The following is a 12,664-nucleotide window of genomic DNA, read 5'->3' on the forward strand; positions in this document are numbered from 1 at the left end:
AATAGGAGACTTTAAGTATGAAAGATAAACGAAAATTTTTGTTTATTGTGTTTGTCATATTAGTAATAGGCGTGACAGCTTTTAATATCTATTTGAGTAAAAAATCAATGAGTGATGGCAAAGAAAAACAGCTAAAACTTTCAACAGAATTACTAACAAAACAAAATGAAGACTTAAAAAGACGACTTGATAAGGTGCTTCCCTCCGCACAAGAACAACAGAGAAGAGCGTATTTATCGACAGCCGAAACGTTTATTCAATTATCCTTTCATCGAGAAAAAGAAGGCTATAATGAGCGAAAAGAAAAAGCAAAATCCATTATGAGTGAAGAACTTTTACAACAATTTTATCCCACTGATAAATACGAATTAGGAGATACCTATAAAACAAAACCAATAGAAATGAAGTTTTATTTACAAGAAAATGAACCCGATCAAGAAGAAGTAAATGTGTTAGCTGAATTTATAAATGTCACGACGGATTCAGCGCAAAATCGAGAAGAAAAAGTTAAAAGTGTGTTGCGAATCATCATAAAAAAGGAAAAGGAAACATGGCGAGTTACAAGTGTAGAAGAACTCAATGTGCAAGTTTTATAACAAAAAAAGATGAGGTGAGAGTGTGATAGGTGCAATCAGTAAGAAGAGTGAAAGAATAAATTTGAGAAGAAATAAGTCGTGGATCTACCTAGCAATTATCAGCTTTCTATTTATCGGTTTTTTCGCTTTCTTGACATCTAAAATTTACATGCCGAACGATGAAAAACTATTCCATACGGAAACAAATAAAGTAATCAAGTTGTCGGGGATGGGAAAATTGATTGTAGAGCAAAGGGAATATAATCCACATAAAAACTTCATAGAAATTCGATTTCGGATAGAAGGATATGAGGAAACTGGATTTACGTTTAAGGCACAAGAAAAAGGAAAGCCAGGTGCTCAATTACCTGTCAAAGTGTTGTATGAAGAGAACGGAAATTACGTGATAGAAGTCCAAGAATTATCTCCAAATTGGGGAGCGTTAGCTTTAGATATTTACAATAAAAACAGTGAAAAAGAACAAATGGATATTCGGAAGTTTACACAAGATGTTAACGAATACGAAGAAGAAAATACAAGTACAAAGAGTCAAAATAAACTTGTTCAGACGATTTTTACCGATCAAAGAAAAATAAAAGCGAATGATGAATTGTTAGCCGAAGATAAAAAAACATATGAGTTAGATTTTATAGAAAGAGATAAAAAAGATATTGAAACAAAGATCGAAAATTATGGAAAAGCAATCAAGCTTGAAGAAGAAAATGGGAAGACAGTTTTTGAGAAAGTGAAAGAACTGAAAGATGAAATGAAGTACCAAACCGAAGCGGAAAAAACGGAAACCCAATCGAAAATATCATCTTTAGAATCCAAAATAAAATCATCAGAAAAGAACATTGAATTGTTTAAAGGTGAACAAAAAATTGCACGAGATAAGATCAAAAAATTAGAGCAAAAGGCACTTGAAATTAATAAAAATTGAAAAAAGTCATGTCGTGAGTGAGTCTACATCAAGGGATTTCGTGTCGTGAGTGAGTCCACATCACGAAAAAATGAGTCGTGAGTGAGTCTACATCAGAAGATTTTGAGTCGTGAGTGAGTCTACACCTAGAAGGTTTTCTTGCCCCCACCGTTTTGCTAGGCTCCGCCTAGCCCCACACCCTCGGTGGGGGCAAAAACCCCTTATGCTCTTCTCACTATTTTTTGATCTCTACCCACAATTGCAGAAAGGAGCAAAAATTGTGCATCTAAAAATAAGAGATATAGATCCGGTTGCAATCAAAAAATTTGATGAAATGGCAAAGAAAAAAGGAGTTTCAAGACAAAAACTTTTAAAAGGAATACTTGAAATGGCGGCTTATTTGCCGGAGCAAACAAAAAAGGAAATGGAGTTAGAAAATTTAATTGAAAAGAACATTTATGCAATGAGAGAGTGTTATAGCGAAATGAAAAAAATGAATGAGTTTATACAACTCATGACACAGGATGATGAAAATGAGTAATGCCGTTCCTGTTCATTCTTCAGTCACGCCAGGTGTTGTTTTAAAAACAAAATTTGTATTGCCGAGTTCGGATGCCTTTCAGAACTATATTGAGTATGTAGATCGGGAAGAAGCAAAAAGTGAAGTGAAGCTGAATCCGAAAATGTTTGAAACGTATCAAGATTATATGGGGAATCCAGAAAAGACATCGGCACTGTTTACGGAACACGCAAATCGTTTAACAGAAAGTGAGAAAAAATCCTTAAAGGAAATGTTTAAAACCGCTCACGAAAATGGAAGTATCATGTGGCAAGATGTCATTTCTTTTCATAATCCTTGGCTAGAGGAACAAGGTATTTATGATGAGAAAACAAAAACATTAGATGAAAAAAAGTTAATGGATGTGACACGGCTTGCGATGAAGGAAATGCAAAAAAGGGAGGGGTTAGAAAAAAGTTCTACCTGGTCGGCAGCCATTCATTTTAATACGAACAACATTCATATTCATGTGGCAACTGTTGAACCATTTCCAACGAGAGAACGTGGCAAAAGAAAACCCAAAACCTTGGATGCAATGAGGGGAAAAGTCGTAAACAATTTGTTAGATCGTAAGCAGGAACAAAAACAAATTAATGATCTGATTCGAAACAACATGGTGGGAAGTAAAAAAGAAGATTCCGTTTTTGATTGGCGCAACCAACATTTGAAACCATTGTTTTTACAAATCTACAAACAGTTACCAAGTGATAAAAGACAGTGGCAATATAGCTACAATACAATTCAGCCATTGAAGCCGGAAATTGATGAATTAAGCAGGAGATATATTCAACATCATCATAAAAAAGATTACGATCAGTTTCTTCAAAAATTAGATAAAGAAGTGCAGGTTTTTAAAGAAGCATATGGAGAAGGAAAGTATGATAAGAAACAATATGAAAATTATAAGACGAATAAAATCAATGACCTGTATAAAAGAATGGGGAACGCTTTTTTACAAGAAATGAAGGCATACGATAAAGAACAAAAGAGAATCCACCACATGAAAAAATCAAAGCCGTTTCAAAAATTTCAACAGAATGTATCAATTCAGTATTCTATGAGGAAAGTGGAACGTGCTTTTAAAAGTGAATATGAAAGCTGGAAGAACCAAAAGTATTATGAGCGTATGCAAAAAGAAAGTACATATCAAAATGAGAGGGGTTATTAAATGAAGGACTTTCGCATGCAAATTACATTGGATGAAGAAACAGATACGTATATTAAAGATTATATGGAAGAACACAATATTAGATACAACGGCGAAGCAATTGTAAGGATTTGTAGAGAACATCAAGCATCAAAAAATACAGAATGGTCATTGAATTATATTTCAGAAGTTGTTTCTAAAAATCTTCATGACATTTTAAAAAGTGAGTTAACAAAAATTCGTCTTGGTGCAAATAGTGCGGATCGAAATACACAAGTTTTAATTGAATTAATGAATGGATACTTTTTTGCCAATGACTTAGATTTAGAGAGTATTATTACTACGGATAAAATAGAAGTCGGTGGCGTGAAAATGGCAAAGGAAGTCGTAGCGGAACGAATTAGTCATGCGAGACAAAAACGTATAGATCATGAGGCATCAAAGAACAATGTAACGTAAGCTACATTGTTCTTTTTATAAAAAAATAGGAGGTTATTAGGATGTTATTATTTCATGAAGATATTGCATTAGGAGTTATTAAAGAAATTGGAGAAGGTGAACTCATTTTACTTGTAAAAGAGGAAGAACTAACAATCAAAATCACACGAGAACAAGAGGAAGAACTTGCAGTTCATGTTATGAATCAAGAGAATATGTTAGTTCCGGTTAACGTAAAAACTCATGAGCTTTTCTTTGATACAAATGAAAGATGGAATGAAGAAGACATGGAGGAATTGCAAAGAGCTAGCGAAAGAGTAGGAGAAGATCATGAGTAAAAATTATAAGAAAAAATATCAAACGAAATCAGCAGAAGAAAAGAAAGAAGCGGTGCAAGCTTTAACAAAAAAGATGGAAAAAAGCATAGAAGGCTATTTTCGTACACCAGGAGATATGAAAGATTATTTATCGTTTATGGCAAAGTTTTATCACTATTCACCATCTAATATTTCATTAATACAGAGTCAATTCGAGGGAGCCAAGGCAGTTGGTTCCTTTTCTTTTTGGAAAGAAAAAGGGTTTGCGGTTAAGAAGGGTGAGAAAGGAATCCAGATCCTTGTTCCAAACAGAACTATAGCAAAATTCAAAGACAAAGAAGGCACATGGAAAACAGTAACTAAAGCAAATGAGGAAGAGAAAAAACAAATTGATTCTAAAAGCGTGGAGGTGAAACCAGGTCGCTTATATTTTGCTGTTGGCCATGTGTTTGATGTGTCTCAAACAAGCGCAACAGCAAAAGATCTACCTCGTATTTTTCCGAATCGTTGGCTAGAAGGAAGCGTTACAGATTATAAGAGTTTGTACAAAGGAATGGAAGCCATTGCGGAAAAAAACGGTGTGAAAATCATTGCACCAAAATCAGAACTGGGCGTCGCAAAAGGTGTGAGCTATACCTTAACAAAAGAGGTCGCTTTGAATCCACGAAACAGTGAATTGCAAAATGTGAAAACCCTTCTTCATGAACTTGCCCATGCCAAACTTCATACAGAAGAGACGCATATGAATTACACAGCACCAGAAAAAGAGTTCCAAGCAGAAATGACGGCTTATGCGGTTTCTTCTTATTTCGGAATGGATACAAGCGAATATTCATTAGGTTATTTAGCGAGCTGGACACAAGGAAAAGAAATGAAAGATAAAACGAAATTATTGAAAGAAGTACATGAAACTTCCATTGAATTTATCGAAACAATTGAAAGCAGTTTGGAAAAAGAAAAACAACAAATACATGAAAAAGAGGTGGGAAGTATGGCAAATAGAAACGAAAAGCAGGATGAAAAGAATATTTTATTGGTGGAATTTATGAGTTTAAGTAAGACGACACAAGAGCTTGTTTCCGTTACAGAGTTAAGGGAGCAAGTAGATAGAAATCGAGCGTTTGAGCCTGTAGAAGGTGAAGAACAATTGAGTGATAAAGAATTTATAGAGGCATTTAACGAGGCAAATCAAGAAAAATATGCAGCACTAAATCAGGACGAAATCAATCGTCCAACTATGTTAGTTCAGTGGAGCGAAAACGAAAATTTTAAAGGTAATCAATTGATCCCATTTGGAGAGGCCAATGAAAAAATGGCTGAAGTCATTACAAATATTGAAAAAGCAAAAGAGGAGGCAAGAGAAAGAGATGAATACGTACCATATGATAAAACTCGTTATCATATTGCCATTCCAAAAGAAGTAGATAGAGATTTTGGGAGAATGGAGCTTGTGAGTATGGATCGTTTGGATATGGGGGATGGGGATTACAAGACACCGTATGAACAAGTATTGAACGAGAAAAGGTATCTATCGGATGACGTGAAACAAGCGTTACGAGATGAGGTAGTGAATCATAGAAATAACAAAGAAATACCGATTGAAAAAGCACAGGAAAGTACATTAGAAAAATCGAAAGAGACACCCAATCACTTAGTTACAATTGAAGTATTAGCAAACGGTATACAAGATGAAGAACTGGCAAGAATCCACATGATGGATGCTGTTACGAAAGATATAAATTACTTGTCTGTATGGAATCAAGATAAAACAGATAGGGAAGATTTATATGTTTCTCTAATGGAAAAGAACGGGAAACGAGAAAGTGTCTATTTAGATAACATTTTGAAACCAGATTTATATGAAAAGGTTCAAAGTTCTATCTTTGATGGTAGAGGAAATTTGTCATTTGTTGTTTATGAAAAGGATGCAAATATGAGTCTAGATGAAATCGTAAAAGATGAACGATATGGACTCTTAGTTGATAAAGCGGAGGGGCAAAAAGATTACTCATTTAATGAAAAAGAAGTGGAATTGTATAAAGAAATGAAAAAGGAAGGATATGCACCTATTGCCTCTTTAGATCAACAAATTCAACCTTCAAAAGAACAAGAGTCAACTACATTAGATAAGGGTTTAAGCCGGAAATACGAAGCATACAGACGTTCACAATATGAAGAAACACCAGATAATATTGATAGTATTGTCACTCGTGTAAAAGCTGAAGAGCGATATTATACAACAAAGTATGTTTCGATTGATAATGAGCTGGTAAGCCAGGAACACGTAGTGAAATTAGAAAACCAGGTGGATGAGAAGCTTGGGAAAGAAGGAATAACGGTGAATCAGTCTACAACTTCAAAGGAAATGAATATGGATAAAAAATATCAGCCATTGAATGATAAGCAAAACCAAAACAATAATAAAGGAATAGAACGAGAGCCTATTGCACAAGGTCATGTAGAGCAGGCGAAGGCTACAAAGAAATCAAGTAGAAAAAAAGAAACAAAGGAAATGGAACGATGAAAAATTTTATAACAGGAAAATCAGATTGAATCATTTTTTGTTACTCATTTGAGAAAACGGAAAGTGATTTTTTTATGTCTAGAAATGAAAGAGGGTACATGTAAAGCCCTCTTTCTTGTTTTGAGAACGAAAGGAGTGAAAGGGAATGGGAAACATTGTAGAAATCGTGGACATTGATTACAAGGGTGTTTGGGCAGAAAAAGGAGATTCAAAAGAGCTTATTTTTATTTCGTTATCTAACGAAGAAATTCAAGCCGTTCGTGAAATGCTGTCGGAACAAAAACCATTATATGTGTTCTTACAGAAGGAACTAGAATGGAAGGTTATATCATGAGTGTATGGCTGTTTGCAGGCTGTATGTTTCTTGTGGCTGTCTCTTTGAATGTATTGTTGTTATTTGGTCAAAGAATCGTGAAAAAGCTGAGGATCAAGAAACAGAACCATAAAGCTGAAATTGTAGATTAAGAGAAAAGGACTATGAAACGGAATAGTCCTCTTTTTTATTTCATTTTATAGAGTAAAGGGGGGATTCCGTAATGTCACATGTCAGTACGGAGGACGCGATGAAAGCAAGAAATATAGACTTGATTTCATATCTCGAAGCAAAGGGAGAAACGTTTAAGAAAGAAGGAAACTATTACCGTCATACAGAGCATGACAGTCTCATTATTAAAGGGAATCAATACGCCTGGAATAGTCGAGGGGAGAAGGGATATGGAGCGATTAGCTTTGCGATGATGTACTATGAAATGACATTTCCACAAGCCGTATTAGATATAAATAAAGGGGATTATAAAGAGTTTGATCGCTCAAAAGCTGAAGAAGAACGCAAAAAAGGACAGCAGCCATTTATCTATCCAAAACACTTAGAGGTGCAGAAACAAACAGAGATCAAGCAGTACTTAATAGATGAGCGGAAAATAGATCCTCGTTTAGTGAACTGGTTAATTAAAAAGGATCTCATCGCTCAGGATAAGAAAAATAATGTCGTGTTCAAATGGAGAGAAGAAGGAGGTAAAGGAAAAGTAATTGGAATGAATCGCCAAGGTACTGTCAAAATGGAGAATAAACGAGGAAGTTTTAAACAAATTGTCCCGAATTACGAAAGGATTCATGCAGGTTTTACAGTTGATGTAGGCAAGCCGGATAAGATTATTTTTTATGAAGATCCAATCGACATGTTGTCCCATTGGAGTATCAAGCAAAATGAAATACAAAACGCTCGCCTGGTCTCCATGCATGGATTGAAGTCAAAAACGGTGATTCAATCTTTAATGGATGCGAAAAAAGAAGGGCACGATATTAAAGAGGTCATTATGGCGGTTGATAATGATAAGGCTGGGAAAGACTTCATTCAGACGATGAAATGCTTTGTAGATCTTAAAGAGGACATTCCAACGCATGAAAAAGATTGGAACGATGTCCGGAAGAAACAAGTGAGTGAACAACAGCCAAAAGAAACAGCTCAACCAAAGAAAATGAAACCAATTAAAGAGGTGGAGAGAAGTGTCTAATCTACCAGGAATGCCAAACATATTACAGATTTTGATTTATGGTTTTATCCTTTATGTTCTTTTTCATATTTGTAAATTTATGTACCGGAAGATCCAGGAGCGAAGAATATTAAAGCGAATGGTTAAGTCCGGTATTCGCTATATAGACAAAATGGACGGCCATCAATTCGAAGTATACCTAAAAGCTCTCTTTCGAGAGTTGGGTTATTCTCCAACAGTCACAAAGCAGTCAAATGATTTCGGAGCGGATCTGGTATTGAAGGGGAAAAATCGTATTGTAATCCAGGCGAAACGCTACGGGATGAAAAATAGAGTCGGCATCAGTGCCGTACAAGAGATATATGCAGCGCAAGCTTATTACAAAGCACATGAGAGTTGGGTTGTAACGAACAGCGTGTATACAAGGCAAGCGAAAGAATTAGCAGAGGCATGCCATGTAAAACTAATAGATCGTACAGAACTTCAGAAATTGATTAATAAAATTAATCCCGAATATTCGGCTGAAGATGTGTATCAAGGGGTGACACCGGCAGAACGGAAATGTCCAGCATGTAAGAATCATTTAGTCGTTCGAAATTCAAATAAAACAGGAAATAAGTTTTTTGGCTGTTCTCAATATCCGACATGTACACATATGGAACCAATAAATAAATGAGCTGTTGTGGATTTGAAATAAAGTTTAATCGTTTATAAAAAAGATTAACTGTTTATAAAAAATATGCACAGTTTTATCCCTTTGAATTTACTTATCTATGGGGATATTTTTATTAAGAAAAGAAATAAAATATATGAATTGAATATAAAAACATTTTGATTCTTTAAAAATGTTCCATAATTTAGTATTATTTATATATATATGGAATATTTTGTTTGTACGAAAGGGGTAACTTGATGTTTTTACAAAAATATAAGGGTTTGATTCTAGGAATAGTTGGTGCTGTTATAGGGATATTATCTTTCTTTTATCTTAAAGATTTAGATTATATGTATAGATTGGGTCTTAGATTATTTTCTATAACATTAATAACTATAGGATGGATTATTGTCGAGAATTCGAACCATTTCTATAAAAAAAAGGATAATGGTAATGTATAGATGTTACTATTCCCAAATTTTTTTTGCGTTTTATTAATCAGAGAATCACATAGTAAGGTTAACATGTGTAATTTTAATCAACCATTTTTATAAAAACTAATCTTAAATCTACTGGAAAAGAATCTATTTTGATTAATCTCTTTTCAAATTAGATTCTTTTTATATTCCGTGGAGTAAGAGTGAGAGTAGGTACTTTTAATCAAACTTTATCATTTTAGCCAAGAAGACTCCTTCCTCAAGGAACGTGTATGGGCACAGCCCAGTGAGTTGGTGGGAGATGAATTGGCTTCGGACAAGGGATGGCAGGAAGCCATCTTAATTGTTTGAAATACATAAAGTGTTACTGGAGGATTTGTAAATATTTAGGGGTTAGAAAGAGAGGAACAAAATGAAATTAGCAATTCAAACTAAAAATTTAACAAAATCTTTTGAAAATCAATCCATTGTAAGGGATTTAAACTTATCTGTTCCTGAAGGAAGTTTATATGCTTTTATTGGTCCAAATGGTGCAGGAAAAACAACAACTATGCGAATGCTATTAGGATTAATTCCATTAGATAAAGGAACGATATTATTTAATAATAAAGATATCAAAGAATGGAAAGAAGAATTATTTGAAAATGTGGGTTGTTTTATTGATTCACCTACCTATTATCCTAATTTAACAGCATATGAAAATTTAGCCTATGTACAAAAAATGATTAATAAACCTTTAGATGAAATAGATAGAGTATTAAAAACTACAGGAATATATAAAGCAAAAGATAAAAAAGTTAAAGATTTTTCTTTAGGAATGAAACAAAGGCTAGGTATTTCCTTTGCTATTCTTAATAATCCTAAAATACTAATTCTTGACGAGCCGACAAATGGATTAGACCCAGAAGGAGTACACGAGATAAGGCGTTTATTACTTCATTTAGTAAAAAATGAGGGGAAGACTATATTTATTTCTAGTCATAATTTAGCTGAAATTGAAATGATAGCAGATCACATAGCATTACTACATAAGGGTAGCTTACTCTATGAAGGGAATTTAAACAGAATTATTACTTCTGGAGAATATATTGTTCACGTGAATGATACTGCTCCCACAGAAAGGATTTTAAATACAGAGGGTATACCCTATAGCATAGAAAAAGAAGGGGTATTCAAAATAATAATAGATCAAGATAGTGTTCCTAATTTAACCAGAATATTAATTAAAAATGATATAGATATTTTTGAAGTTAGCCCTAAAAAGCCAACATTAGAGGAAGTATTTTTATCTTTAACTAAACAAAAGGAGTTACTATAATAATGCAATTTATCTTTAAAAGTGTAATTAGTGAGATGAGGAAAATTGGTGGGAGAAAATTATTATTAATTTCTTTGTTTTTTTCATTATTATCAAGCTTTTTGTGTATAAGTTATTTTATTTTTAACAAGAATAATCCTGACATGTTTCAATCTACAAATCTTATAGCAATTACAGTAAACTTTAATACACTAACGTTAAGCATTTTTTCTGCTTGTATGTGGTATTATATCATTTCTTCTGAAAACAAATATGGTACTTGGGCCATTATTTATACAAAACCCATTTCAAAATTCAAGTTATTGGTAGCTAAAAATTTATTGTTTATACTGTTCTATTTGATCTTTAATATTTTAAATTTTTCGGTTATGGGTATCTATACTTTTATAAATGGATATGAAATATCAATACTTTATTTTTTAAAAATGTTGATACTTTGTACCATTTTATCTTTAGCAATACCATATTCTCAATTGCTTTTTCACTTAATTATAAAAAAGGGAATTCTTGCGGCATCCTTGTCAGTTATTTGGATATTTTTTATCGTAACATATGGATTATTTCCTTTAATATTTACAAAGACATTTCCAATATTTTATGCATTGAATATAGTAAGTGACGTAATGTTTAAAGAAACAACTATTTTATTATATCTTGCAAGTTCTTCAATATATATTTTAGGAATTATGTTATTGACTGTGAATTTTAAATATTATACATATGAATAATAAAGGGTGAAATAAGTGGGTATTTTAGGTGAATATAAAAAAAGTCTTCATAATGGATTGTATATCCTGTTACTAGTATTTCTGTTGGTACCAATTAGTTTTCAAGTTTTTCTAACTGTATCGCCTCAATTAAAAGATGGCGTTTTCATGCATATAGCGATTCTGAGCCTTTTTTGTAGGTTATTTTTACCTATTGCGATAGGTCTATTAGTGTCATTTTCTTTTGTAAACGAATTCAGAAGAAAAGGATATATGTCTGCTATTTATCATGGGATCACTTTAAAAACTATATTAAGTAATAAGTTTTTGTTTTGCTTAATAATTACTTTTTGTTATTTAATATGTGCTTTAGTCATAACTAGTATACCTATAGTATTAACGGTTGATAATCTCGGGACTGTTTATCAAAGAGTAAGTTTTTCTATACTTTTTTTGGTAATTAGCTCTTTAATTATTGTGAATCTACATTTTTTAATAAATATAATATTTTATAAAATCCCGTTACTTTCATTATTAGTAGGGGTTATAGGTGGACTAGGTAGTTTTTTTATCTCTCATACAAACTATTGGATACTATTCCCTTGGTCATATCCAATTATGAGTCTTTATTTTGATAGCATCGAAACAAAACAATTGTATATTATTCTAATTGTATATTTATTATCGTTAATAATTTGTATATTTATGTTGTCAAGTTTATATAATAAAAAATCAATGAGATGGAAGTGATTTTTAGGCGTGCATCTTTTTTATAAATTAAAGTAACAGCTTTATTTAATCATATCTATTTTATAGGAGTTATAATGTATACTAAAAGTAGGTGTAAGAATGCACTATTTTAAAAATAGTGCAAGGTAAAAAGGAGTCCGTAAAGGGTTCCTTTTTTTGTTTTTAGAGAATGGAGCAATAAGGCTTCTAACCGCAAGGAATGCGGAGATAGCCTAATAAATTAGAGTTCGATAGAACTCTTTACTTACAAATCCCCCACTTCTAAATGAAGTGGGGGTAGTTCAAAAAATCATACTCTCATCAAAAAACGGCTTCTCAGATTTCGATATAACCAATGTTTATTTAAAGGTGAATGACATAAGACCTAAATAACAAAGGATGTGTTGTAAGTGAAAATAAGCGGTTTAAAGGGAGTTAAGGACGTTAATAAGAATTTTTTATAAAATATCTGAAAACAAACCTTACAAGGTTAGTTTATAAAGGTAAGGAGTGAAAATATTGGAGAATACAGTAAAAGAAATCATTGATGATTTAGAGTATCTGTTCAGGAATGGAGAAATTGGCATGGAAGTAAGTAATCCGGCTTACTATCAGAGGTTTTGTAAAGTACTGGATGCAACAGAAATGCGCTATGATTTACACATTCACGAATATGATGAGGATTTTCTAGTTGTTAAATTAGTGTAAAATTCAAATGTTTTAAGGGGTTCATTTTCTTGAAGTATAAAAAGGGTATAGGGAGGAAAAGGATATGAAAATTGGTACATCTGAATGGCTTTCTCTTAGTAAGGATATTAAGCTGAAGTTGATCCGTTTGGCTGTCAT

At 32.8% G+C, this 12,664-nt stretch carries 15 protein-coding genes; all 15 read left to right on the top strand.

Going from position 1 to position 12,664, the window contains the following annotated elements:
* The first annotated feature begins 17 nt into the window (after positions 1–17).
* The 15 genes from JDS80_RS26130 (at position 18) to JDS80_RS26195 (ending at position 12,526) form a co-directional block, all read left to right on the top strand.
* Positions 18–596 carry a MerR family transcriptional regulator gene (locus tag JDS80_RS26130; protein ID WP_199640338.1) on the top strand — a complete coding sequence of 193 codons (579 nt, stop codon included), beginning with the start codon at positions 18–20 and terminating at the stop codon, positions 594–596.
* 22 nt (positions 597–618) lie between these two features.
* Positions 619–1,515: a hypothetical protein gene (locus JDS80_RS26135; RefSeq protein WP_199640339.1), complete on the top strand. Its 897-nt coding sequence runs from the start codon at positions 619–621 to the stop codon at positions 1,513–1,515.
* 202 nt (positions 1,516–1,717) lie between these two features.
* Positions 1,718–2,035, top strand: a complete 318-nt coding sequence (locus JDS80_RS26140) for a DUF4843 domain-containing protein (protein WP_206774692.1) — start codon at positions 1,718–1,720, stop codon at positions 2,033–2,035.
* The gene (gene mobP2 / locus JDS80_RS26145) at positions 2,028–3,221 is read left to right on the top strand and encodes a MobP2 family relaxase (protein WP_199640340.1); all 1,194 of its coding nucleotides are present in this window, start codon (positions 2,028–2,030) and stop codon (positions 3,219–3,221) included. The genes JDS80_RS26140 and mobP2 overlap by 8 nt, the downstream gene beginning before the upstream one ends.
* The gene (locus tag JDS80_RS26150) at positions 3,222–3,659 is read left to right on the top strand and encodes a hypothetical protein (RefSeq protein WP_071717410.1); all 438 of its coding nucleotides are present in this window, start codon (positions 3,222–3,224) and stop codon (positions 3,657–3,659) included.
* 41 nt (positions 3,660–3,700) lie between these two features.
* Positions 3,701–3,976: a hypothetical protein gene (locus tag JDS80_RS26155; RefSeq protein ID WP_199640341.1), complete on the top strand. Its 276-nt coding sequence runs from the start codon at positions 3,701–3,703 to the stop codon at positions 3,974–3,976.
* A complete protein-coding gene (locus JDS80_RS26160; protein WP_199640342.1) occupies positions 3,969–6,479 on the top strand; it encodes an LPD25 domain-containing protein in 2,511 nt (836 codons plus the stop codon). The genes JDS80_RS26155 and JDS80_RS26160 overlap by 8 nt, the downstream gene beginning before the upstream one ends.
* A gap of 145 nt (positions 6,480–6,624) precedes the next feature.
* On the top strand, positions 6,625–6,813 hold the full coding sequence (locus JDS80_RS26165) for a hypothetical protein (protein ID WP_199640343.1): 189 nt from the start codon (positions 6,625–6,627) through the stop codon (positions 6,811–6,813).
* 202 nt (positions 6,814–7,015) lie between these two features.
* Positions 7,016–7,993 (top strand): DUF3991 and TOPRIM domain-containing protein, encoded by a 978-nt coding sequence (locus JDS80_RS26170; protein ID WP_199640344.1) that lies wholly within the window; start codon positions 7,016–7,018, stop codon positions 7,991–7,993.
* Entirely contained in the window at positions 7,986–8,648 is a 663-nt protein-coding gene (locus tag JDS80_RS26175; RefSeq protein WP_199640345.1) for a restriction endonuclease, read from the top strand. Before JDS80_RS26170 ends, JDS80_RS26175 begins: the two co-directional genes overlap by 8 nt.
* Positions 8,649–8,884: 236 nt before the next feature.
* Positions 8,885–9,088 (top strand): hypothetical protein, encoded by a 204-nt coding sequence (locus JDS80_RS31660; RefSeq protein WP_070144057.1) that lies wholly within the window; start codon positions 8,885–8,887, stop codon positions 9,086–9,088.
* Between the two features lie 388 nt (positions 9,089–9,476).
* Positions 9,477–10,382, top strand: a complete 906-nt coding sequence (locus JDS80_RS26180; protein ID WP_070144056.1) for an ABC transporter ATP-binding protein — start codon at positions 9,477–9,479, stop codon at positions 10,380–10,382.
* Positions 10,383–10,384: 2 nt separating this feature from the next.
* Entirely contained in the window at positions 10,385–11,110 is a 726-nt protein-coding gene (locus JDS80_RS26185; RefSeq protein ID WP_199640346.1) for an ABC transporter permease, read from the top strand.
* A 15-nt stretch (positions 11,111–11,125) separates the two neighbouring features.
* The gene (locus JDS80_RS26190) at positions 11,126–11,839 is read left to right on the top strand and encodes an ABC-2 family transporter permease (protein WP_070144054.1); all 714 of its coding nucleotides are present in this window, start codon (positions 11,126–11,128) and stop codon (positions 11,837–11,839) included.
* Positions 11,840–12,337: 498 nt separating this feature from the next.
* Positions 12,338–12,526: a hypothetical protein gene (locus tag JDS80_RS26195; RefSeq protein ID WP_199640347.1), complete on the top strand. Its 189-nt coding sequence runs from the start codon at positions 12,338–12,340 to the stop codon at positions 12,524–12,526.
* Positions 12,527–12,664: the final 138 nt, after the last annotated feature.

The organism is Bacillus cereus group sp. N8, assembly GCF_016483685.1.
Classification (GTDB): domain Bacteria; phylum Bacillota; class Bacilli; order Bacillales; family Bacillaceae_G; genus Bacillus_A; species Bacillus_A proteolyticus.